Source organism: Hungatella sp. SL.1.14, assembly GCF_024460495.1.
In the GTDB taxonomy this organism is placed as follows: domain Bacteria; phylum Bacillota; class Clostridia; order Lachnospirales; family Lachnospiraceae; genus Hungatella; species Hungatella hathewayi.
Map to the genome: position 1 here is coordinate 19,478 of NZ_JANFYJ010000002.1, position 25,392 is coordinate 44,869.

Sequence of the window (25,392 nt, forward strand, 5' to 3'; positions counted from 1 at the left end):
AGACGCGTCCTTAACAAAAAAAGAGAGGTTATTTCAAAATGGAGAAAATTTCGTTAAAAGAACGATTCAGTTATGGATTGGGAGATTTGGCCTGCAATTTAATGTTTCAGCTGATTACGGCGTATCTGATGTTTTTCTATACCGATGTGGCGGGAATCGGACTGGGAGCGATCAGTCTGATTATGCTGGTTGCCAGAGTGGTGGACGCGGTCACGGACCCGATGATGGGGGTAATCATCGATAAGACCCACACCAGATGGGGGAAGGCAAGGCCGTATGTACTTTGGATGGCGGTTCCCTTCGGAATCATCAGCGCATCCATGTTCCTGGTACCGAATTTCGGCGGAACCGGAAAGTTTATCTATGCCCTGATTACCTATATTCTGTTCTGTATTGTGTATACAGCCCTCAATATTCCCTACAGCACCATGCTGTCCTGTATGACCGATGATGTCTCCGACAGGCTTTCCTTTAATATGTTCAAATCACTCGGAGCCAGCCTTGGCGGTTTTATCGTCATGGGTGCGACCCTGACGCTGGTTGCCGTGTTCGGACAGGGAGACCAGAAAAAGGGCTTCTTCGGAACCGTGGTTCTCTATGCGGTTGTGGGTATCCTCCTTTTGATGATCTGCTTTAAAAATACGAAAGAGCGGATCATACCGGAGACGGAAAAGGATTCCGTGACGGGTGCCATAAAGGTTGCCGTAAAGAATAAATACTGGCTTCTGCTCTGCGGAATCACGTTCTTTACCTTTGCAGGCATGATTCTGAAAAATCAGTCGACCATGTACTATGCGAAATATTACTTAAATAATGAGGGAATTGCCTCCCTTCTGATGACGATCCCGACCCTGCTTTCCTTCCTGATGGCATTTATAATCCCGGCTCTTGCAAAGAAAATCGGAAAACGAAACTGTATACTGTCCGGCGGACTGGTGACCATCGCAGGAAACCTTTTGGTTCTGATATCCAAAACAAATCTGACGGGAATTCTGGCCGGTACGGTCTTATGCGGAATTGGCCTGGGCCTTGGAATGGGAGTCACATTTGTCATGGGAGCGGAGACGGTTGATTACTCCGAGTGGCAGACGGGAAGGCGTCCGCAGGGAATTATGACTGCCCTCATGGGCTTCGGTGTAAAGCTGAGCATGGCGATGTCCGGCGTGGTAGGTGCCCAGATCCTGAAATTTGGCGGATATGTGGAAAACTCGGTACAGACGGAAGGCGCGCTTCGCGCCATTCAAATGAATTTTATCTGGATTCCTGTCATTTTTTTCATTGTAGTGGTTATACTCAGTCTGTTCTATGACCTGGACAAAAAATATGAAAAAATTCTGGCCGAGATCCATGAAAGGAGAAATTAATGGAAAAGAAATGGAGTCAGGAGGAAAAGGATGGATACCGTCTCATTCACAATGAAGGCGGAAAGGATCTTGGAATTTCTTCCGGCAGCAGGGTGGCGATTCTATCAGAGGATGGCTATGCATTCAAAGACTTTCTCGGAACGGGAAAGATCGTACCGTATGAGGACTGGAGACTGCCTGCCGGGGAGCGGGCGGCTGATTTAGCCTCCAGGCTCTCGATCGAGGATATCGCCGGTCTGATGCTTTACAGCGCTCACCAGCTGATCCCTGCAAAGGGGCCGCTGGCGGCGGCTTTCGGAGGCACGTACGATGGGAAAGCCTTCGAGGAGAGCGGGGCGAGTCCGTGGGATTTGACAGACCAGCAGAAGGAATTTATCGTGAAAGACCGGGTGCGCCACGTACTTATTATGAAGCTTCAGGACACGGAGACTGCTGTCAGATGGAACAATAAACTTCAGGCGCTGGCGGAAAACACCGGTTTTGGAATACCTGCCAACAACAGTTCTGACCCGAGGCACGGGGCGGGCTCTTCCGCGGAGTATATGGGCGTAACGGGAGAACCCATATCCAAATGGGCGAACGGGATCGGTCTGACGGCTGCCTTTGAGCCGGAGGCGGTAAGAGAATTCGGGGAGATCGGCGCAGCGGAATACCGGGCGCTGGGGATCACGACGGCATTGTCTCCGCAGATTGATCTGGCCACGGAGCCGAGATGGATGCGGTTTGCGGACACCTTCGGAGAACATACGGAGCTGACCGTGGAAATGACGAGGGCTTACTGTGAGGGCTTCCAGACCACGAAGAACAGCCCGGATGGCTGGGGAGACGAGAGTGTCAATACGATGGTCAAGCATTTCCCGGGAGGGGGACCCTGTGAGGCCGGCCGCGATGGACATTACGCCTACGGAAAGTATGCGGTGTATCCCGGCGGAAAGTTTGAAGAGCATTTAAGGCCGTTTACAGAGGGCGCTTTCTCTCTGAAGGGCGGTACGAAGACGGCCAGCGCCGTGATGCCTTACTATACCATTTCCTACGGCGTGGATCAGACCTACGGTGAAAATGTCGGAAATTCCTTCAGCAAATATATTGTAAATGACCTGCTTCGCGGGCGCCTTGGCTATGACGGCGTCGTGTGTACAGACTGGGGCATTACCCACGATATGGGAAAAACGGAAGAGGAGTTTGCAGGAAAATGCTGGGGCGTGGAAGGGCTCACAGAGGCGGAACGCCATTTAAAGGCCCTGGAGGCCGGCGTGGATCAGTTCGGCGGAAACAACGATGCCGGCCCGGTGCTGGAGGCTTACCGGCTGGGATGCGAAAAGTACCGGGAAGAGGCCATGCGCAGCCGTTTTGAACGGTCCGCGGCCAGGCTGCTTCTGAATATGTTCCGTACCGGTTTGTTCGAAAATCCATATCTGGATATGGAACATTCCTGCCAGGTGGTAGGCTGCAGAGAATTTTCAGAAAAAGGCTACCTCTCCCAGCTGAAATCGGTCACGCTTTTGAAGAACCGGGGCGGAGTGCTGCCGCTTGCGGAGCAAATCAAGGTGTATATTCCGAGACGCCATATCCGCCCATACTTAAATTTTATGAGCTCCATGACACCGGATGTATCTGTGGAACCAGCCGGAAAAGGAGCCGCTGCCGATTACTTTGTGGTGGTGGATACGCCGGAAGAGGCTGACGCTGCGGTCTGCTTCATCGAATCGCCCATTTCCGTGGGGTATGATCCGGAAGACAGGAAGCGGGGAGGCAGCGGGTATGTCCCGGTCACGCTTCAGTACAGGCCCTACGAGGCGAAACAGGCAAGGCTGCACAGTCTGGCGGGAGGAGATCCGCTGGAGACTTCCGATGACCGGAGCTATCGCGGAAAATGGAACACTGCGGCCAATGAGGAAGATTTAGATCTGGTCATTGAAACGAAAAAACGTATGGCAGAGCGGCCGGTGATTGTATCGGTAAACTTAAAAAACCCCATGGTAATGGCGGAGCTGGAGCCGTATGCAGACGCGGTCTTAGTGGATTACGGGGTATCGCCCCAGGCGGTGCTGGATGTAATCACAGGCAGATTTACCCCCTGCGGCCTGCTTCCGCTTCAGATGCCGGCAGACATGGATACCGTGGAGCGGCAGGCGGAGGATGAGGCATTCGATATGGAATGTTATAAGGACAGCGAGGGCCATATTTATGAATTTGGATTCGGTATGAATTATGACGGCGTAATAGAAGACGTGAGAACCGAAAAATATGGAAGACAGAGCAGAAGGAGGACGAAATAATGGCAAAGCAGTTTCTGTACGACAGCCTTCCGGTTGTGGAGACGAAGGCAGGGAAACTCAGAGGGTATCAATGGGAAGGAACCTATATTTTCAAGGGAATCCGATATGCGAGGGCGAACCGTTTTCAGCTGCCTGAGGAGGTGGAGCCCTGGGAGGGAGTGAAGGAGGCCGCCTCCTACGGCTTCGTGTGCCCGATGCTGACAAGGGATCATCCACAGGGCGAGCTACTCGTTCCCCACCGCTACTGGCCGCAGGATGAAGACTGCTTAAGCTTAAATATCTGGAGTCAGTCTCTGGACCGGAGCGCGAAAAAACCGGTGATGTTCTGGATACACGGCGGTGCATTTTCCATGGGAAGCTCCATCGAACAGAAGGCGTATAACGGGGAAAATATGAGCAGATACGGGGATGTGGTGGTTGTCACCGTGAACCACAGACTGAATATCCTGGGATATCTCGATTTGTCGCCCTACGGGGAACGATATGCGGGTTCCGCCAATGCAGGCCAGGCGGATCTGGTGGCAGCCCTTAAGTGGGTCAGGGACAACATAGAGGCGTTTGGAGGAGATCCGGACAATGTGACCATCTTCGGGCAGTCGGGCGGCGGTATGAAGGTAAGCGGCCTGATGCAGACGCCGGAAGCTGACGGACTGTTTCACCGGGCGATGATTATGAGCGGTGTGGCGGGAGACGTTCTTCCGTATTCTACCGGAGATTCCAGACCTTTGATCCAGGCAATGCTTAAGGAACTGGGCCTTGCGGAGCAGGAAGCCGGACGGCTGGAGACGGTACCGTATTATGATCTGGCAGCGGCCTATAACCGGGTAAGTCCGGCGATTGCCAGAGCGGGCGGTTATATTGGGTGCACGCCCAGACCGGACGATTTCTACAAAGGAGAAGGGCCGGCGGTTGGGTTTACGGACCATGCGAAGACCATACCGGTGATGGTCGGTACTGTTTTCGGAGAGTTCGCAATGATGCCGCTGCCATTCAATAAGGAGACGATATCAGAGGCGGAACTGGATGAAATTTTAGATAAACGGTTCCAGGGGCATGGGAAGGAGCTGAAGGCTGTCTTCGCCGAAGCATATCCGGGAAAGAGCCCGGTGGACTTACTCACACTGGATACCATTTTCCGCGGGCCGACGAAAGAATTTGTCCGTTCCCTGGCCGCGGCGGGAGGAAGTGTCTATTCCTATTTATTCGCACTGGAATTCCCATACCAGAATCAGAAGACGGCATGGCACTGTTCCGATATTCCATTTGTTTTCCACAATACGGAACTGGTTCCGGTTGCCAATATACCGGAGGTGTCCGACCGGCTGGAGGAGCAGATGTTCGGCGCTGTTATGGCCTTCGCCCGAAGCGGAAAACCGGAATACGGCGGACTCCCTCAGTGGCCCGCTTCCCGGGAGGACGACGAGGCGACGATGATCTTTGACCGCGTCTGCGAGGTTCGTCATAACCACGACAACCGATTGCTGAAGCTGCACGCAGAGTCATCGCCGAAGTTCGACCTGGCGGCTGTGATGGCGGAAATGGGAGATGAGATTCAGCATTAAAGGAACGTTCAAACCACATTGGTAGTATTAGTACCAATGTGGTTTTTTGCATAAATTCAAAAAAGATTACCAATTTGTTGGAAAATGTAGTAGAATATGAGAAAAGCAGTCAGAAAAGGAGAATTAAAATGGCATTTTATTATGAGGAACCGTCCAGAACATTCAGTGAGTACCTTCTGGTTCCGGGCTATTCATCGACAAAGTGTATTCCTGCAGAAGTGAATTTGAGGACCCCTCTGGTCAGATTCAAAAAGGGGGAGGAGCCGGCACTGCATATTAACATTCCCATGGTTTCCGCGATCATGCAGTCGGTGTCGGACGACAGATTAGCTGTCGCTCTCGCACAGGAGGGCGGCCTGTCTTTTATTTATGGATCCCAGACTGTTGCCGAGCAGGCAGCGATGGTAAACCGGGTGAAACGATACCGGGCCGGTTTTGTAGTAAGTGATTCCAATGTATCTCCCGAGATGACGCTGGAGGATGTGCTTTCCCTTACTGAGCGGACAGGCCATTCGACGATTGCCGTTACAGATGATGGCGGACCTGGCGGCAGACTGCTGGGAATCGTGACCAATAAGGATTACCGCGTCAGCCGTATGACGCCTGATACAAAGGTAAAGGAGTTTATGACTCAGATTGGTGATCTTGTATACGCAGACGAAGATACCACCTTAAAGGAAGCCAACGATATTATCTGGGAACACAAGATTAACTGCCTTCCTCTTGTAAATAAAGAAGGGCGGCTGGTGTATCTGGTATTCCGCAAGGATTATGACAGCCATAAGAAAAATGAGAACGAGCTGATCGACAGCTCAAAACGCTACATGGTGGGCGCCGGCATCAACACCAGAGATTATGAGGAGCGTGTTCCCGCACTTCTGGAAGCAGGGGCGGATGTGCTCTGCATCGACAGTTCGGAAGGCTTTTCCGAGTGGCAGAAAATTACCATTGATTATATCCGGAAGAATTACGGACAGAGTGTAAAAGTGGGCGCCGGCAACGTGGTGGATGCGGAAGGCTTCCGTTTCCTGGCCGATGCCGGAGCGGATTTTGTCAAGGTTGGAATCGGCGGCGGAGCAATCTGCATTACCCGTGAACAGAAGGGCATCGGAAGGGGACAGGCCACCTCTCTGATCGAGGTGGCAAAGGCCAGAGACGCCTACTACGAGGAGACGGGAGTCTATGTGCCGATCTGTTCCGACGGCGGCATTGTTCACGACTACCACGTGACTCTGGCCCTGGCCATGGGAGCTGACTTCGTAATGCTGGGCAGATACTTTGCCAGATTTGATGAGAGCCCTACCAAGAGAGTCAATGTCAACGGAAGCTACATGAAAGAGTACTGGGGCGAAGGAAGCGCAAGGGCAAGAAACTGGCAGCGGTATGATATGGGCGGAGAGAAGAAGCTTTCTTTCGAAGAGGGCGTGGATTCCTTTGTACCGTATGCAGGCAGCTTAAAGGATAACGTGAATCTTACCCTGAGCAAAGTGCGCTCAACCATGTGCAACTGCGGCGCGCTGACGATTCCGGAGCTGCAGAGCAAAGCAAAGATTACGCTGGTTTCCTCAACCAGTATTGTTGAGGGCGGCGCACATGATGTCATGCTGAGAGATTCAAAATAAGACTGATTGACGGGAGCGGTTTGGATGGAATATTTCAAAGCATCCAAGGAACATGGAGAACTGATTTTCAATCTGGTACAGGATACAATTAACGCGGTCTATCCGCGGTATTACCCGAAACCGGTTGTGGAGTTTTTTTGCGGCATTCACAGCAGAGACAATATTAACCGTGATATAGAGGAAGGCTGTGTGCGTGTGCTGTGGAAAGACGGCCGGCTGGTTGGAACCGGAAGCCGTAAAGGCAACCATATCACCAGAGTTTTCGTTGCTCCGGAATTACAGGGACAGGGGTGCGGCAGCTGTATCATGGAGAAGCTGAAAGGTGAAATCGCACAGGAATTTCGTTTCATATGCCTGGATGCCTCTCTGCCTGCGGTTCATTTTTATGAAAATATGGGATATAAAACCGTGGGGCACGGAAGAATTGAGGTTGGAAATAATGCCATACTGATCTATGAGATGATGGAAAAACAATTATGCGGCCGAAACAGCGCGGATATCGATTGAGCAGCACGTATGATATAAACGATCCATAAGCAGGGCGGCGGGTGGAAAATGCCCGCCGCCCTACACTATAATACCAGGTCCTGTAAACCCGTGATTTTACAGCTTTTCTGTTCGTAATAGCGTATCATTTCGTCAATCTTTCTCTTATCATAGCTGGTAATGCAGTCGGACAGGACATAGACTCCGTAATTTGCTTTGCATAAGTTGTAACACGTCGACTTAACGCAGGCGGCTGCATCAGCTCCTGCTATGTAGAATTCACACAGTTCATTTGTTCGGATAAAGTCTGTAAATTCTTCACAGCTCAATGCGTTCCCTTTATATTTTGTAAAAATATTTTTAGACACCACGTTCAGATCTGATGCCAATTCTGCCCCATAGGTATTGGGCTTAAAGGTTCTCGTGCCCGCTGATAAATTCTCATGCCTTATATAAACAACGGGAATCATATGACTGACTGCCCAGTCAATCGCCTGATTGATATTGCCGATGATGTCCTTGTAATTCTTTGTAATATCATTTTGAATGTCAATAATTACCAAAGCTTTTTTCTGCATTGTGTGTCCTCCTGACAGGTAGATTATTTAGCTGCTTTTCTATTATAACCGGCAATTGTTGACAACAGTATGGCAGCAATCTATTATGATAAAAATAAATTTTGGAAGGCGGACAGTTGATGAAGATAGACAGGCTTGTCAGCATTATTATGGTGCTCCTTGACAAAAAGCGTGTGGGCGCACAGGAGTTAGCCGATATGTTTGAAGTTTCACCCCGCACAATTTACCGCGACATAGATGCGATCAACATGGCAGGGATTCCTGTCCGGGGGGCATCGGGAGTGGGCGGCGGCTTTGAGATCATGGAAAATTACAAGATTGACAGAAATGTGTTCTCGGCAGCCGATCTTTCGGCTATTCTGATGGGGCTTTCCAGTCTTTCCAATATGATACGGGGAGAGGAACTGGTAAATGCCCTTGCAAAAGTAAAGAGTTTTATTCCTGCTGACAGGGCAAAGGATATTGAATTGAAGTCTAATCAGATAGCCGTCGATTTGACTCCCTGGATGGGCAGCAGGAATACACAGCCTTATCTGGAAATGATCAAAACAGCTTTACAGGAGAGCAGGCTTCTTTCCTTTGAGTATGAAGACCGCCACGGAAATAAAACCACACGGACCGCAGAACCGTATCAGCTTGTATTGAAAGGCAGTCACTGGTATTGGCAGGGGTACTGCCATAAACGAAATGATTTCCGCTTATTTAAGCTGTCCCGCATATCAAACCTGCATATACAGGATGAATTTTTTACACCGGGGGAATATCAGAAACCACAGCTGGAATTCGCAGATATTCTGTCTTCGATGCAGATCAGAATCAAAATACGTATTCACAAATCCGTCAGGGAAAGAGTACTGGATTACTGCACGGATGAACAGATTTTTCCGGATGGCGATGAGCATTACATTGTCAGCTTTCCTTTCATTGAGAACGATTATTACTACAATATTCTTTTCAGTTTTGGCGATAAATGCGAGTGTCTGGAGCCGTTACACATCCGCACGGAGATGAGGCGCCGAATACAGGATATCGCTGCCATATACGAGGGCGGAAAATAATATGTCAGAAAAACGTGAAAATCCACTTGACTATAGGGTTACCATATAGTTTATGCTAGGAAGATGCGAGTAAATCGTTAAGACATTTTCATCAGGAGGAAACAGGTTTTATATGAAATTAATTATCCGCTACTTAAAAAACTACAAGAAAATGTTTCTGCTTAATGTAGTCTCCGTACTGGGCTTTGCGCTAGTGGAGCTGGGAATCCCGACGATTGTGGCACAGATGATCGACAACGGAGTAAGCCGGGGGAATCCGGCCTACATATGGAAGATGGGGCTGGTGATCGCCGCGATTTCGTTTGCCGGGGTGGCAGGCACTATTTTGCTGGGCTACTGCTGCGCGTATCTCTCGACTTCCGTGACCAGAGACATACGCAACGACATATTTAAGAAAACCCAGGAATTCTCCCACAGTGAATTCCATGAGTTCGGCATCGCGTCCCTGATTACCAGAACGGGCAACGATGCATTTCAGATTCAGATGTTCATGAATATACTGCTGAGGACCGCTCTTATGACGCCGGTTATGATGATAGGAAGTATTTTTCTGGTTCTGAGGGCTTCACTCAGTCTTTCTGTCGTTATTCTGGCAACGATTCCGCTGATTGTGGGCGGAGTGATTCTGGTGGCGAGAATTTCGGAACCGATCAGCGAGCGCCAGCAGTCCTCTCTGGAAGACATAAACCGGATTTCCAAGGAGAACTTAAGCGGTATCCGGGTAATTCGTGCGTTTACCAACGATGATTATGAGAAGCAGCGCTTTGACGGCGCTAATTCCAGTTATATGGGGAATTCCAAAAAACTGTTTAAGCTGATGTCCGTGACTCAGCCGGTTTTCTTTCTTCTGATGAATCTGGCCGGTATGGTGATCTACTGGATTGCCAGTATCATGTTAAGTCAGGGAACCTTACAGATCGGGGAGCTGGTGGCATTTATGGACTACCTGTTCCATGTGATGTTCTCCATCATGCTGTTCTGTCTGGTCTTTATGATGTATCCGAAGGCTGCAGTCAGCGCCGGGCGTATTCAGAAAATATTTGACGCGGAGCCGTCGATTAAAAATCCTGAGACGAATGCCCAATCAGTGGAGCATATTGATGAAATAGTGTTTGACCATGTGGATTTCGTCTATCCGGATGGCGAGGAAGCGGTGCTTAAGGACGTATCATTCTCGGTGAAGAGGGGAGAGACAATCGCGTTTATCGGCAGTACCGGATCGGGAAAAAGTACGTTGATTAACCTGATTCCCAGGGCTTACGATGTCAGCGCGGGCCGCGTGCTGATGAATGGAAAAGACATCCGGACGTATGACTTGGAGAGCCTGCGGCGCGCCATTGGCTTTATCCCTCAGAAAGCAATGCTGTTTTCCGGGACCATTGCGGATAATCTGCGTTTCGGGAAAGAGGATGCCACGATGGAGGACCTGGTTCAGGCGGCAAAGACTGCGCAGGCATACGATTTTATCATGGAAAAGGGCGGGTTTGACGAGCAGATTACGGAGAGTGCAACCAACGTTTCCGGCGGCCAGCGCCAGCGTCTGTCCATTGCGAGGGCGCTGATCAGAAAACCGGATGTCTATGTGTTTGACGATTCGTTTTCAGCCCTGGATTTTAAGACGGATGCGAAGCTGCGCCGTATGCTGAAGAAAGAGACGGGGAATGCCATCGTGATGGTAGTGGCACAGCGTATTTCCAGTATTATGGATGCCGATCAGATCATTGTTTTGAATGAAGGAAGTATCGTGGGAACAGGAACCCATAAGGAACTGCTGAACAACTGCCGCATTTACCGTGAGATTGCATTATCCCAGTTAAGTGAGGAGGAATTATCCCGTGCGTAAAAAAATAAAAGACATTGGAAGGATGCTGGGGAAACTGAAACCGTTTCTGGCGCCTTACAGTTTTCAGCTTTTTGTTTCAGTTTTTATGATTGTGATAAGTATTGCAGCGATTACGGCCGCTCCGCGGATCGAAGGCATGATTACCAGCCGGCTGGCCGCGGACGTGGCAGGGCTGGCCTCCGGTGCGGCGGGCGCCCGCATTCATTTTGAGGTGATCCGCAATATCCTGCTGGTACTTCTGTCTATCTATCTGATCAAGACGGTTTCCCAGATCGTGGGTGCATTCTGTCTGACTAATTCGATTCAGAATGCCATGCATGATTTGCGGAATGAGGTTCAGAACAAGATCCGCCGCCTGCCTGTCCGGTATTTTGATACCAACAGCTTCGGCGATGTCTTAAGCCGGGTCACCAACGATGTGGAGGCGGTCTCCAATGCGCTCCAGCAGAGCTTTTCCCAGGTGATCAGCGGAATCCTTACTCTGGTTCTGGCTCTCTGGATGATGTTTTCCATCAATCGGGTGATGGCCTGTATCGCATGTTTGATCATTCCTGTGGGAGCCCTTATTACCCGCGGCATCGTAAAGATCAGCCAGAGCCAGTTTAAGGCCCAGCAGGACTCTCTCGGAGATATGAACGGAGCAATTACGGAGCTGTACACCGGCTACAATGAGATTCTGCTGTTCGGGCAGCAGGAGCAGTCCAGGAGACAGTTCGAGACGGTCAATGACAGCCTGCAGAAACATGCCTTTAAGGCACAGTTCCTCTCGTCACTTATGAGCCCCCTGATCTCTCTGACCACGTATCTGAGCATTGGGATCATTGCGGTGATCGGCTGTTTTGCCATACTGGCCGGTACGCTGTCAGTAGGTAATCTGCAGGCGTTCATCCGATATATCTGGCAGGTCAATGATCCGCTGACCCAGGTGTCCCAGCTGTCCGCCCAGATACAGGCTGCATTTGCAGGCCTTAAGCGTATTTTCGAAATCCTGGATGAACCGGAGGAAACAGAATCTGCTCCCGCGGGCCTTCTTCCGGGGCCTGCAAAGGGCGAGGTTACCTTCGAACACGTCAGCTTCTCCTATGGGGACACACCGGTCATCCGGGACTTCAATGTTACGGTTAAGAGTGGCCAGATGGTGGCCATCGTAGGCCCTACGGGGGCGGGAAAGACTACGCTGATCAATCTGCTGCTTCGGTTCTATGATGTAAACAGCGGCCGGATTCTCGTCGATGGTGTGGATATCCGCGATATGAACCGGGAAGATCTGCGGTCCATGTTTGGTATGGTACTTCAGGATACCTGGCTGTTCTCCGGAACGATTTTTGATAACATCCGTTACGGTAATCTGTCGGCCAGAAAAGATGAGGTGATCGATGCCGCGAAGATGGCCAATGTTCATCATTTTATCCGTACTCTGCCTCAGGGCTATAACATGGTGATTAACGAGGAGGGAAGCAACATTTCCCAGGGCGAGAAGCAGCTTCTGACGATTGCCAGGGCTATTTTAAAGAATCCGCAGATTATGATTCTGGATGAAGCCACTTCCTCGGTGGATACCCGTCTGGAGAAGATGCTGCAGAGCGCCATGTATACAGTTTTAAAGGACCGGACCAGTTTCGTCATCGCCCACCGGCTTTCTACTATTAAAAACGCGGATTTAATTCTCGTTCTCAGAGATGGGGATATCGCGGAGATGGGGAACCATGAAAGCCTGATGGCACAGAACGGTTTCTACAGCCAGCTCTACAATTCCCAGTTTGCGTGGGGAGCGGAGGAAGCATAGAAGGAAGACTGCAAAAACTTCTTGACTTAAAGTCCACTTCAACAAGTATAATAAAAAAGTGGCTGCGGCTTATGCGAAGAATTCTGAGGGGAAATCCCCTCTGAAACGTCAGAAAGAAGAGCATGCCATGAGCAGAACCTTATATGTGGAATGGGAACAGAGAAAAGGAGAGTGCGGGATATGGTATACAAAGAGTTTCAGGATTTAAAGCTGTCTGCCCTCGGGATGGGGGCCATGCGCCTTCCGGTAACGGAAGGAGACGATTCCGTCATTGACGAGGCAGCCACAGCAGAAATGGTCGCATATGCGATGGAAAAGGGAATCAACTATTTTGATACTGCCTGGGGCTATCACGGCGGACATTCCGAGGAAGTGATGGGAAGAGTACTCAGCAGGTATCCAAGGGAGAGTTTTTATCTGGCGACGAAATTTCCGGGATACGACCTTTCCAATATGGATCAGGTGGAGGCGATTTTTGAGAAGCAGCTTGAGAAATGTGGTGTGGAATACTTTGATTTTTACCTGTTCCACAACGTATGTGAGATGAATATAGATGCATACCTGGACGAAAAATATGGAATTTTTCAGTATCTGTTAAAACAGAAGGAGGCGGGGAGAATCCGTCATCTGGGATTTTCGACACACGGAAGCTGCGAGGTGATGAAGCGTTTTCTGGAGGCATACGGCAGTGAGATGGAATTCTGCCAGATTCAGCTCAATTATCTGGACTGGTCCTTCCAGAGCGCGGAGGCTAAAATGGAACTGCTGCGCAGCTGTGGTCTGCCTGTCTGGGTTATGGAACCGCTGCGCGGCGGAAAGCTGGCGGTTTTGTCCGGCGAAGCGATGGAGAGACTGAATCAATTCCGTCCTGAAGAAAAGGCCCCAGCATGGGCGTTCCGATTCCTGCAGTCTGTTCCGGGAGTCACGATGATTCTTTCGGGCATGTCCGATTTCAGACAGCTTCAGGAAAACATACATACTTTTGAAGAGGATAAGCCGCTTCAAAAAGAGGAGATGGACACAGTTCTGGCAATTGCCGATGAGATGCTTAAAAAGTCTGCTCTGCCGTGTACGGCCTGCCGCTACTGTGTAAGCCACTGCCCGAAGCAGCTGGATATTCCGGCATTACTGGAGCTGTACAATGAGCATTGTTTTACCGGCGGCGGTTTTCTTGCTCCGATGGCGTTAATGGCGGTGCCGGAGGATAAACATCCCAACGCCTGTATTGGCTGCCGCAGCTGTGAGGCTGTATGTCCGCAGCAGATTAAGATATCAGAGGCTATGGCGGATTTTGCCGCGAAGCTGAATTCCTGATTTCGAATATGAAAACAGAAGGTCTGCACGGTCCATGCAGGCCTTCTGTTGTTTAGAAAAGAAAGTTTTAAGCTGATATTATAGGCTGGCCTTTTCCAAAAGTCAAACTCCTGAGTTGATTTTCTGTTACTGTAATGGTATAATTAAACAACGTATGAGTTTTTTTGAATGCTTAATATATGGTATACGATCCCAGTTTTTGCCATAAATATCCGGTATATGTACCAAGTTGTCAGGGGAATGCAAAACCCCCTTTTCGCAGGAGAAAGGAGGCGGAACAGTGACGAAATACAAAAATGGACGGGAAAAGCAGAATGAGATGACATATACCTATATGCCGGTTTTAAAAATCATCATTCTGCTGTGTATCCTGACAATCATAATTATGGCAGCAGGCGGTCTGGCTATCGCATTTCAGAGAATGAAGAAAGAAGCTGCCGCCGCCCATGAAAATGTTACGGCCCAGGTTTCCAACCGGGTGGAGGAATCATTAAAATTACTGGAATCCATGGCCATTCAGCCGGAGTTCTATGATCCGTCGGTCCCTCCTTTGGAGAAGGTGGCAAAACTGGACCGGATAACGGAAACTTACGGTTATATCATGATCTGTTTTGTGGATTCGGATATTAATGTCTATACAATAGGAGAAGAGCCGGCCAGCCTTGCCAGCAGGGAGTATATGCAGCAGCTGTTTTCCACTGGCCAGCCGCAGATTACAGACAGTTTTGCAGCAGGGGCAGATGGGATAACTTTAAACTATACGGTAGCTTACCCCTTAAAACAGAACGGGGAAATCACAGGCTGTCTTTTCTGCGCCATTTATTTTGATGAAATCGTGAATATTTTAAAGGAGGCGTCCGGTTTCAGCGGTACCCAGGCCGTACTGATCGGTTCCAGAGGCCAGATTATGTCATCGACGAATAATCTGCAGTACGGGGAACCGTATCTGGATCATGTGCGTGAAGCGAAAAATCTGGGGATTACGACGGATCAGCTGGAAACCGAACTGTTAGCCAAGCGTCCGGGAGCATACTGGAGTATCAGACAGGGGCGCCTTTGCTATACGATTTACAGCAATGTGAAGAACACGAACTGGGATTTGCTGACGGTGATAGAATTTTGGGATGTCTATAAGACACAGGTACCGGCCTATCTGGTAATCAGTGTTTTTCTTCTGCTGCTGTGTGCGTTTGCTGTCAGACTGACGAAGCGGTTTGTGAACGAGCAGAAGCAGGCGGTTAATATGCTGGTACACTCCATTGAAGAGCTGGAAGAAAAGATCTATCAGAATGAACGGCCTGACAATGTAGACTTTAAAGAAATTATCCGGCTGACCAGCAATGGGCTGTCTGATGGTCTGACAGGCGTAGTCACGCGGTCTGTATTTTTCAAACAGGCGGAAGCACAGTTAGATAAGGTGCCGGAGGAAAGGCTCGTTGCCCTGTGTTTTGTGGATCTTGATAATTTAAAGAAACTGAACGATACACATGGCCATGCGGTGGGAGATACGGCGCTCAAAAGCATCGGTTATATTCTCAGGGAATATGAGAAGAAGTATGACGGCGTTGTGGGACGGTACGGAGGAGATGAGTTTGTACTGCTGCTTACTGATATCGACGATGAGAAGGAACTGAAACGGGTTATGGAATCTCTTGTGCTAAGGCTTCATTCCGATATCGGTACAGGCGGAATTCCGCTGCCGATACAGTGCAGTGTCGGAGTTGCGGTAAGACAGCCGGGAGAGAAGCTGGATGAAATGATCGCCCACGCAGACGAAGCCCTGTATTTTGTGAAGCAGAATGGTAAGGGATATTATAAAATTTATCAGGATTGAGGGAGCAGATGAAGAGGATCATAAAAAGAAGACGGATCATCTATTTTTTTGTGCTTACATTATTCCTTTTGATTTCGGCAGTCTTCGGTCTGGAAACTCAGAGCAGGTACGCAGAGGAGCGGAAGGCAGATGCCGGAAGCATTCTGGAATTATACAGGGAAAATATCGTTCTGGTTATGAGGGAACAGCTGAATTACGCTCAGGGACTGGTTGGCCTGGCATCCGGGACCATGAAGGATTCGGAGTGGTTTCAGTGGAAAGCCGAAGAACTCATGGCCATGGATGGCGTCAGCAGTATTCTTGTATTTGAGGGAGACACGGTTTATAAAGCATTTCCTGAATGTGTACAGGAAGTTATGGCGGGCAGAAATCTAAAGGATCTTTCTTATCTTTATACCCTGGCAAAGGTAGTAAAAGAACCGGTGGTAGAGGGGCCGGTCATCATGGAGGGGACGGGCGAGACGGTATTCCTGTTCCTTCAGCCGGTACTGGAGGGCAGGGCATACCAGGGAGAAATTGCCCTTGCACTGTCTGAAGAATACGTAAAAGAGAAGATGAATCTGGAAAGCCTGTATCAGCTGGGATACGAATACTACTTATGGAAGGTGAACAGTCAGGACGGAAGTAAAGAGGTGGTGGCGTCCTCCAATGCGATGATAGACTATTCCCATGCGGCTAAAACAGAATTCTATCTTCCTTCCCAGTGGAACCTGAGTATCATGCCCATAGAAGGCTGGATCCCCCGGAAAAGACAGTTCCTGTATGCGGCAGAAAGCATACTTCTGTGGTTTCTCCTTTCGTCACTTTTTGTCCTTTCAACCACGCTGGCAAAACGATATCAGTATGACAGAAACATCGGCAATACCGACTGGCAGACCGGAATGCTCAACAGACAGGGGATTGGAAAGGAACTGAATACATGGATCCGGAAGGGGGAAAAGGCTTTTTCCGTATTTTATTTTGCGTTGGAAGATTACAACCGGATTGCCCTGCTTGCGGGGCCTGAGAAAGAAGAGGAGTACTTAAAGAGTATTCCTGTGATCATGAAGGATTATATCGAAGGTCCATACGCCGCCGCCCGAATATCCGGCGAGAGTTTTTTTGTTGCTGTAAAAGAAGAGATGACGGAAGGCGAAATGTCTGAATTTGCCAAAGGGCTGTCACTGAAGATGATCTGGAAGATCCGTTACCAGGGCGGAAAGGTGTTTTTAAATGCCAAATACCAGTACGTTTCTTATCCGGAGGAAGGGAATGACGTGAGGACGCTTCTGCGGAATCTGATCGAGAAGTACTACAGCAAACTGTTTCGGGAATCATCGATCCGTGAACTGACGGAAAAATGCCGCCAGCTTGCTGCGGGAAGAAGCGATGTGGAATTCGGCGAATACGCAGAACCCTGGATTACAGACTTATCCCAGGCGATCAATCATTACCGGAAGCAGGTGGAACAGGCAGTTTACTACGATCCGGTCTTTGGGATCGGGAACAGAATGAAGTATATCCGGGATGCGGATATGATGATTGCCTATGATGAAAGAAGACGTTTCCGTCTGTATGGCGTGGACATCCGATCCTTTGGGAAATATAACGAGTTGTTCAGTGTGGAGACGGGGGATGCGCTGCTGAGGGAGGTAACCAAAAGGCTGAGCGCTATATTTGGAAGTAATCTGTACCGGATTAACGGCGATGTGTTCCTGGGAATTTCTCTTGATCACGCCAGCAGGGATAAAGAGAATGACGAGATGATCTCCCGGATTCAGGAGGCTTTTCGTATTCCTGTTAAGGTGCAGGAGGCTGTTATCACCCTGGATGCGTGTGTCGGTGTCTGCGATTATCCGGCCAATGCCAGGAAGCCGGAGAAGCTGTTAGAGTGTCTTCAGTCTGCCATCAACTACGGCAAGGTGCCTGAACATGGGGTGACGGACGGTATCGTAATCTTTAACAACAGGCTTCTGGAGATAAGAAGGAGAGAGGGAAAGATTCTTCAGCTGATCCGGGACAGTATCCATGACGGGACACTGGAAGTATGGTATCAGCCGATTTATCAGATGAAGGCAGGCCGTTTTACGGCAGCGGAAGCGCTGGTTCGTCTGCCGGATGGAACTGGCGGCTATATCTCCGCGGGACAGATGATAGAGGTTGCGGAAAGAAACGGACTTGTCTGCCAGATTGGGGAATATGTGATACACCAGGCGTGTACCTTTATGAAAGAGAAGGGGGAGGCGCTGGGGCTGGGGAGAGTTGGAATCAACTTGTCTGTCCAGCAGCTTCTGGTTGAGGACAGCGCAGCACATCTTCTCGAATCGATTAAAAAAACGGGTGTCCATCCAGGGCAGGTTGTTCTTGAGATTACCGAGACGATCCTGATACAGTTCATGTCAAAAGCGGAAGGGATTATCAGGGATTTATCGGAGAACGGGATCAGAATATCTCTGGATGATTTCGGGATTGGTTACAGCAGCTTAAATTATCTGATGAATCTCCCGGTGCACTCGTTAAAGATCGACCGGTCCATGACAAGTAAAATCAACGGTTCACCAAAACAGTACGCATTGCTGAAAGCGATTATTGCCATGGCAAAGGTCAATGATATTGAAGTGGTAGTAGAAGGTGTGGAAAATGAAGAAGAGCGGCGCGCGATTATTGACGCAGAGGCCGATTACATTCAGGGCTTCTACTATTCAAAACCGCTGCCGCAGACGGAACTGGAACTCTTTTTAACCGGCTTTGCGGTGAGGGACTGACGAAGAACAGTAGGGATAAAGGATGAAAAATGACGTAGTAAAATATGAACGGATCTGTGAAATATTAAAAAACAAGATTATATGCGGCCTTCTTCCGCCGGGTACAGCACTGCCGGGGCGTGCGAAGCTGTGCAGGGAGTTCCATACGTCGGAACGGACTGTGAGACGGGCCGTGGAGGTACTGGTGCAGGAAGGTTTTCTGGAGGTCGTTCCAAAGAAACGGCCCGTAGTTGCCTGCGGTTATTTGGATAAACGCCGGGAGGAGCAGGACGAACGGGAAACGGCCGATGCCGTTGCGGCTAATGATATCTTAAAATCGGGGATTCTTCTCTGCTATCCGGTCAACCGCCGGGGAATGCTTCTGTGCAGAGGCGATGACTGGAAGATCCCGGAGACGATAGTGGCAAATATGAATCCGGACGATCCGACCGGATTCTGGCGCCTGTCCAACCGTCTCTGGCGATTTTTTATCTGCAGAAATGAAAATGAACTGGCGCTGCGCGCAGTGGACAGCCTGGGGCTTGGGGAGGTGGATCCTCTGCCTGGTACCAGGGAAAACCGGATTGATTATCTGGAAAGTTTAAAGGAATTGATCCAGACGATAAAGAGAGGAGGGAGACCGGAGGAAGTTCACTTCGATGCTCTGTTCTCTCTTTATGGCATTGTCATAGACCGTATCGAGGGGGAACCGGTCTGCCGTGTGACTCCGGATTCCCCTTTGAGGGTGGGGACAAAGAATTTCGAGCAGCAGTTCAGGAGATCGCAGGAACGGTATTCCAGCGTGTACCTGGATATTCTGGGACTGATTGCCATGGGCCGCTATCAGCCGGGCGACCGGCTTCCGACCCATGAGCAGCTGCAGGAGATATACGGAGTCAGCATCGATACGACGATCAGGGCAATCAGAGTTCTGCAGGACTGGGGAGTGGTAACGGCGGCCCCGAGAAACGGAATTTTCGTAGCAAAAGATTTGGAAGGGCTGCGTAAGATATATATAGCGCCGGAGCAGATCGCCGGTCATGTCAGGCGCTACTTTGACAGCCTGCAGCTGGTGGCGCTGACCGTTGAGGGGGTGGCAGAACATGCGGCACTCCATGCAAAACCAGATGAGACGCGCCGTATGCTGGCGCTTATGGAACGTCAGTGGAACGATCCGTTTTGCCATCAGCTGATACCGCTTACACTGCTGGAATTCATCACAGATCATATCCGCTACAATGCTCTTAAATCGGTTTATGAGCTGCTGCTGAAGAATTTCAGCATCGGAAGAGGGATCCCCAAACTGGTACAAAAAGATAAGACGCCTGTAAACAGCGAACTTTACCGTCAGTGCATGGAAGCGGCCGGAATGCTGAAGGCGGGGGAAGAGAAGCGTTTTGCCGCTCGTGCCGCCGGGATATTTCAGCAGATTCACCGGCTGGTTATCCAGGAATGCAAAAGGCTGGGATACTGGGAAAGTGCAGGGAACGTGTATGACGGAACTGCATTATGGAAGTGACTGGACGGTTCCGGTGAAGGATTCCTGTTAAAAAAACGTTAATAAATGTTTTAAATCCGCAGCGGACGCAATTAAAGGTTACGGCAGGAGCGGTTTCATGCTATACTGTACAGGTAAATATAAAGAATAGAAAGGACTGAGGTTGATCTATTGAAAAATTCCCTGCTGAAATTGAGAGAGAAACTGTCGGAAGCGCTGCATTCCGTGCTCCCGATCATCGGGATCGTCATGGTCCTGTGTTTTACGATCGCTCCCATTTCCTCCAGTATTTTGCTGTGCTTCCTTATGGGCGCGGCCATGATCGTCATAGGTACCATGTTCTTCACGCTGGGGGCGGAGATCAGCATGACTCCCATGGGAGAGCGGCTGGGCACAGCCGTCACGAGGAGTAAAAAGCTGAGCATCATCGTGATACTGGGATTTGTACTGGGATTCATCATCACGATTTCGGAACCGGATCTCCAGGTATTGGCGGAACAGGTGCCGTCCATACCGAACAGGACGCTGATTTTTTCGGTCGCACTGGGAGTGGGCGTATTTCTCGTCATTGCACTTTTGCGCATGCTGTTCAGCATAGCGCTGCCCCACATGCTGATTACATTTTACATATTGGCATTCCTCCTTACGCTGTTTGTTCCACAGAGCTTTCTGGCGGTGGCCTTCGATTCCGGAGGTGTGACGACGGGCCCGATGACGGTTCCGTTTATTATGGCTTTTGGTATCGGTATTTCCGCCATACGTAATGACCGCCATGCGTCAGATGACAGCTTCGGTCTGGTGGCGCTCTGCTCCATCGGTCCGATTCTTGCAGTACTGATTCTTGGAATGATTTACAGGCCGGCTGACAGTGCCTACATTCCACCGGTCCTTCCGGAGATCAGCGATTCCGTAGAATTATGGAAGCTGTTCCGCGTTGGACTTCCCACCTATATTAGAGAAATTGCCGTATCGCTTTTTCCCATAATCCTGTTTTTCGGTATTTTCCAGATCGCAGTTCTCAAACTTTCAAAGAGAAATTTAAGAAAAATCATTGTCGGCCTTGTCTATACGTACATCGGCCTCGTGCTGTTTTTGACAGGCGCCAATGTGGGCTTTATGCCGGCCGGTAATTACCTGGGACAGGTGATTGCCTCCCTGGATTACAACTGGATTATTGTTCTGATCGGCATGCTGATCGGATTCTTTATCGTTAAGGCGGAACCGGCTGTTTACGTATTAAATAAACAGGTCGAAGAGATTACGGATGGTGCCATTCCGGCCAGGGCGATGAGTATCAGCCTTTCCATCGGCGTGGCCGCATCCATCGGTCTGGCCATGCTGCGGGTGCTGACGGGGATCTCCATCCTGTGGTTCATCATCCCGGGATATGCGATCGCGCTGGGGCTTTCCTTCTTTGTACCAAAGATCTTTACAGCCATCGCTTTTGACTCCGGCGGGGTGGCCTCCGGTCCGATGACCGCCACATTTCTGCTGCCGTTTGCGCAGGGAGCCTGTACCGCTGTGGGCGGGAATATTGTCACGGACGCGTTCGGCGTGGTAGCCATGGTAGCCATGACCCCGCTCATCACCATACAGATCCTGGGCATGATCTATCAGATGCAGCAGCGGTCCGCGCCGAAGGACCAGACTTTACCGGAGCCTGCGGCAGGTTTCGACCAGCTTGATGATGATGCAATTATTGAGCTTTAGCAGCGGCACAGATACGATTTCGAAAGAAAGGACTGCAGTATGAGCGAATTGTATTTAATGGTTACAATCACGGAAAGAACCGGAGTAAAGAAGTTTCATACTCTGTATGGGCACCATGGAGCGGACGTCACCTTCATCACTGTGGGAAACGGAACCGCGGTCAGTGAGACTCTGGACTATTTAGGTCTCGAGGAGACGGAGAAGGCCGTGATGCTGTCCATCGTGACAGGCACTGTGTGGAAAGAGATAAAATCGGATTTACAGAAGCATTTAAAAATTGACGTTCCCGGCACGGGCATAGCCTTTATCATTCCGTTAAGCAGCATTGGCGGCAAGAAGCCGCTGCTGTTTTTGACAGAGAATCAGAATTTTGAAAAAGGGGAGGAAAGCTCATTGAAAGACACGAAATATGAACTCCTGATTGTGATTGCCAACCAGGGATATACGAACATGGTTATGGACGCTGCCCGGGAGGTGGAGGAAGTCGGAGGAACCGTAATTCACGCCAGAGGCACTGGCTTGGAGCGGGCGGAGAAATATCTCGGCGTCTCCCTTGTGGCGGAGAAGGAGATGGTATTTATCGTCGTAAAGAGCGGCATGAAGAACCGTGTCATGAAGAACATTATGGAAAAAGCGGGTCCTGCAAGCAAGGCCCGGGCCGTCGCTTTTTCACTTCCGGTGACGAGCACGGCGGGTATGCGCCTTATGGAAGAGGCAAAAGACGATAATGATTAGGCAGGAGAACGATTAACCATGGAACCATACTATTACAGCCGAATGAACAGGACAGAGCAGAGCGCATATCATGCTATGAAAACCGGGCTGACAGCCCTCGCTCCTTCCTTCGCGGTTCCGCGGCTGGAAAACAGAGAACTGGCGGATATCTTTTTCAGGCTCCGGCTGGACTGCCCTGAGATTTTTTACGGAACCGGATTCCATTACCGGTTTTACCAGAATTCAGGCAGCGTGGAGATGATACCGGAATACTTATTTGACAAGGGAAAGGTGAAGGACCATCAGAAGGCCATGAAGGCCAGAATCGCCAAGCTGGCCCGCCCTGCCGAATCATTGACAGAGTGGGAGAAGGAACGGTATATCCACGATTTTATCTGCACCGGCGTCCGCTACGATAAGCTGAAAAAACCGTATTCCCATGAGATCATCGGTCCTTTGGGCCAGGGGGTGGGGGTCTGCGAGGGGATAGCAAAGACTGTAAAGATTCTCTGCGACTCCCTGGGAATCTGGTGCATGATCGCCATATCCGAAGCGAATCCGGAGAAGAACATCAAATACCGCCATGCATGGAATATTGTGAGAATCGGCGGCAGATATTACCATCTGGATGCCACCTTTGACAACAGCCTTGGTCATGGGGAGACCATCCGCTACGACTACTTTAACCTGGATGATAAGCAGCTGTTCCGCGATCACGAGCCAGCCCTTTATCCGGCGCCGCCGTGCAGTGACGGAGACCATTTCTATTACAGGGAAAAGAAGCTGTCCTTCACAAAGACGGAAGATGTGGCCAAACGTGCCGCGCAGGCGGTAAAAAAGGGAAAGCCGCTTGTGTTCCACTGGAGAGGCGGCTATCTGACGCGGGCCATGGTGGAGGAACTCTTAACTCTTTTGGAGGAGGCTGCAAAACAGAAGGGAAAGCATGTGAGAGCCGGACTTAACTGGCCGCAGGCTGTCTTTTCAGCAGAGTTCATCGACGAATTTCCGGGAGAAGAACTGCTGGTGGAGACGGCGAATGAAGGGGAGAGTATTGGGTAAGAGAAGATACAGTTAGGTCAGGAATACAACAGTACCGCATAAAACATGAAAAATAGCCGATGAAATAATTCTACCGGCTATTTTTGCGTTTTATGATCATCATTCCTAATAATAAGAATTCGGTGAAGATGCAAAGCTGTCTACCACCAGTTCCAACAGATCGCCTCGATTGATACTTTCCGAATATTCAAAGGGGGTTCCGTGCTGGTATGTCGTTCTGTTAAAGATCAGAAGAGGGGATCCGGGGTTGATATTCAACAGCCGTGACTCCATAAAACCGGCAATTCCTGCGGAGATGATGTCTTTGCCATTCTCAAAATTAATATCGTATTTCTCTTTTAAAAAGCGGTACAAAAAGTAGATTTCCCCATTATACTGCTCCAGACCGGGGGCAATTTCGGGCAGGACGTAACTGACCACATAGGCGAATATCGTGTCGTTCACCATTTTAACACGCTGAAGGCGGTACACATCACTGCCGTTCTCAATGTTTAATGCCCTGGCTACTTTCAGTTCGGCTGGAATGATATCGATAACGGCTCCCTGTGCGCTGACGGAACAGCTTCCTTCCAGGCGAAATTGCGTCGTGACCGAGGCCTGATTTTTTACACTCAAAAATTTATAAGGGGTAATGTATTTTGCTGACTGGAGTACTCTGGTGCCTCTTCCCTGGTGAACTTCCACGATATGTTCGTCCCGAAGCAGGTTAACGGCGTTTCGTATGGTGGTCCGGCTGACACCATAGATTTCCATCAGTTCGTTTTCCGGGGGGAGAAAGGAATCTGTCGGATATTTTGAAGATAAGATATCTGCCTTAATCGCATTGTAAACCGATACATATTTTGGCGCATTTTTATCCAAGATGATTGCCTCCTTTCGGTGTGGGTCCAAATAAAAAGTTGTTCATCAGGCCATTATAAAAGACGTATTGAAGAAAGTCAATAGATTGCAGAAATAAAGGGTATGTTTTGAATACCTTTACTGTATCTGTTTCGACCTTTGACGGACAGGCTGTGATCTTCAATGACGATTTTTGTTCTAAGAAAGCTGATCTGAGCTTGTCCATTCAAAAGGTCCTTCGATGGTCACCGCAATTTGGTATATATCTGGACGAAAACTGGATTCAGAATATTCCATAATTCCCTCTTTCCAGTAAGCGGTTCGCTGAAATGTAAGAAGCGGAGATCCTGGCGTGACTCCAAGCAGGCGTGATTCCAGAAAACCGGAACTGGCCGAGGCGATGGTTTCTTCCACTTTCGTAACGACGAGACCATAGTATTCCTGCAGACAATGATACAGGATGAAGAATTTCCCGCTGTACTGTTCCAGGCCTGGGGCTAAAGAACATGGGACATAGCTGATGACATAGGCAAATACTGTGTCATTTAAACTTTTGATGCGCTGAATCCTGTAGACATCAGAGCCAATGGCGATGGAAAGAGCTTCGGCGATTTTTATTTCTGCCGGTACCATATCAACAAGGGCTTCCTGAGTGATGATTTCTCCTTCCATGAGAGGAGAACCGCGAAAACTTGTTGCGTGATTTAAATTTCTGTACTCCTGAAATGGATAAGGCCGCGACCATTTCTTAGGACTGATTACCTCTGTACCTTTTCCCTGCACGGTTTTTACCAGCCCATCTTCTTGCAGGAGAGCAATTGCTCTTCTTATGGTGGTACGGCTCGCAGAATACAGTTGTGTAAGTTCGTCCTCTGTGGGAAGAAGACTGCCTGCCCCATAGTTTCTGGAAGCAATTCTTTCTTTTATATCTCTGTAAATTTCCATATATTTTAATTTGTTCTTTGTCTGTACCATCAAAAGATACCTCCATGAAATAAAATGAAATGAATCCTAAAGGGGAAACAAGTATGTATTAGATACCTTATACATTACTATACATATCATAAAATAGATACAAATACAACGAAACATACGAAAAAAACGCGTTATAACAAACAAAAT

At 49.4% G+C, this 25,392-nt stretch carries 18 protein-coding genes; 15 read left to right on the forward strand and 3 right to left on the reverse strand.

What is annotated here, in order from left to right:
• The first annotated feature begins 38 nt into the window (after window positions 1–38).
• The 5 genes from NE473_RS02385 to NE473_RS02405 all read left to right on the forward strand — a co-directional run bounded on the left by NE473_RS02385 (window position 39) and on the right by NE473_RS02405 (window position 7,334).
• On the forward strand, window positions 39–1,364 hold the full coding sequence (locus NE473_RS02385) for an MFS transporter (RefSeq protein ID WP_055650358.1): 1,326 nt from the start codon (window positions 39–41) through the stop codon (window positions 1,362–1,364).
• On the forward strand, window positions 1,364–3,643 hold the full coding sequence (locus NE473_RS02390; RefSeq protein ID WP_055650357.1) for a glycoside hydrolase family 3 protein: 2,280 nt from the start codon (window positions 1,364–1,366) through the stop codon (window positions 3,641–3,643). Before NE473_RS02385 ends, NE473_RS02390 begins: the two co-directional genes overlap by 1 nt.
• Complete coding sequence (locus NE473_RS02395) at window positions 3,643–5,205, forward strand: carboxylesterase/lipase family protein (RefSeq protein ID WP_055650356.1); 1,563 nt, start codon at window positions 3,643–3,645, stop codon at window positions 5,203–5,205. Before NE473_RS02390 ends, NE473_RS02395 begins: the two co-directional genes overlap by 1 nt.
• 128 nt (window positions 5,206–5,333) lie before the next feature.
• Window positions 5,334–6,827: an IMP dehydrogenase gene (locus NE473_RS02400; protein ID WP_022032809.1), complete on the forward strand. Its 1,494-nt coding sequence runs from the start codon at window positions 5,334–5,336 to the stop codon at window positions 6,825–6,827.
• A gap of 24 nt (window positions 6,828–6,851) precedes the next feature.
• Window positions 6,852–7,334: a GNAT family N-acetyltransferase gene (locus NE473_RS02405; RefSeq protein ID WP_055650355.1), complete on the forward strand. Its 483-nt coding sequence runs from the start codon at window positions 6,852–6,854 to the stop codon at window positions 7,332–7,334.
• Between the two features lie 65 nt (window positions 7,335–7,399).
• Here the strand turns inward: NE473_RS02405 and NE473_RS02410 are convergent, their stop codons facing one another.
• A complete protein-coding gene (locus NE473_RS02410) occupies window positions 7,400–7,891 on the reverse strand; it encodes a cysteine hydrolase family protein (protein ID WP_055650354.1) in 492 nt (163 codons plus the stop codon).
• 119 nt (window positions 7,892–8,010) lie between these two features.
• On the opposite strand from NE473_RS02410, the gene NE473_RS02415 reads away from it, so the two are divergent.
• The 10 genes from NE473_RS02415 (at window position 8,011) to NE473_RS02460 (ending at window position 23,430) form a co-directional block, all read left to right on the forward strand.
• A complete protein-coding gene (locus tag NE473_RS02415) occupies window positions 8,011–8,949 on the forward strand; it encodes a helix-turn-helix transcriptional regulator (protein WP_055650353.1) in 939 nt (312 codons plus the stop codon).
• Between the two features lie 112 nt (window positions 8,950–9,061).
• A complete protein-coding gene (locus NE473_RS02420) occupies window positions 9,062–10,792 on the forward strand; it encodes an ABC transporter ATP-binding protein (RefSeq protein ID WP_055650352.1) in 1,731 nt (576 codons plus the stop codon).
• Window positions 10,785–12,578 carry an ABC transporter ATP-binding protein gene (locus NE473_RS02425; RefSeq protein WP_022032805.1) on the forward strand — a complete coding sequence of 598 codons (1,794 nt, stop codon included), beginning with the start codon at window positions 10,785–10,787 and terminating at the stop codon, window positions 12,576–12,578. Before NE473_RS02420 ends, NE473_RS02425 begins: the two co-directional genes overlap by 8 nt.
• Window positions 12,579–12,758: 180 nt before the next feature.
• Window positions 12,759–13,892, forward strand: coding sequence for an aldo/keto reductase (locus NE473_RS02430; protein WP_055650351.1), 1,134 nt, complete (start codon window positions 12,759–12,761; stop codon window positions 13,890–13,892).
• Between the two features lie 319 nt (window positions 13,893–14,211).
• A complete protein-coding gene (locus NE473_RS02435) occupies window positions 14,212–15,726 on the forward strand; it encodes a sensor domain-containing diguanylate cyclase (RefSeq protein ID WP_055650374.1) in 1,515 nt (504 codons plus the stop codon).
• A gap of 8 nt (window positions 15,727–15,734) precedes the next feature.
• A complete protein-coding gene (locus NE473_RS02440) occupies window positions 15,735–18,470 on the forward strand; it encodes an EAL domain-containing protein (protein WP_055650350.1) in 2,736 nt (911 codons plus the stop codon).
• A gap of 22 nt (window positions 18,471–18,492) precedes the next feature.
• A complete protein-coding gene (locus tag NE473_RS02445; RefSeq protein WP_055650349.1) occupies window positions 18,493–19,968 on the forward strand; it encodes a GntR family transcriptional regulator in 1,476 nt (491 codons plus the stop codon).
• Window positions 19,969–20,118: 150 nt separating this feature from the next.
• On the forward strand, window positions 20,119–21,657 hold the full coding sequence (locus tag NE473_RS02450) for a DUF1538 domain-containing protein (protein WP_172682264.1): 1,539 nt from the start codon (window positions 20,119–20,121) through the stop codon (window positions 21,655–21,657).
• 39 nt (window positions 21,658–21,696) lie between these two features.
• On the forward strand, window positions 21,697–22,392 hold the full coding sequence (locus NE473_RS02455; protein WP_006773162.1) for a P-II family nitrogen regulator: 696 nt from the start codon (window positions 21,697–21,699) through the stop codon (window positions 22,390–22,392).
• 18 nt (window positions 22,393–22,410) lie between these two features.
• A complete protein-coding gene (locus NE473_RS02460; protein WP_055650347.1) occupies window positions 22,411–23,430 on the forward strand; it encodes a transglutaminase domain-containing protein in 1,020 nt (339 codons plus the stop codon).
• 105 nt (window positions 23,431–23,535) lie between these two features.
• On the opposite strand, the gene NE473_RS02465 is transcribed toward NE473_RS02460, so the two are convergent.
• Window positions 23,536–24,291, reverse strand: a complete 756-nt coding sequence (locus NE473_RS02465) for a GntR family transcriptional regulator (protein WP_039891469.1) — start codon at window positions 24,289–24,291, stop codon at window positions 23,536–23,538.
• A 177-nt stretch (window positions 24,292–24,468) separates the two neighbouring features.
• Entirely contained in the window at window positions 24,469–25,245 is a 777-nt protein-coding gene (locus NE473_RS02470; RefSeq protein ID WP_006773159.1) for a GntR family transcriptional regulator, read from the reverse strand.
• Between the last annotated feature and the right edge of the window lie 147 nt (window positions 25,246–25,392).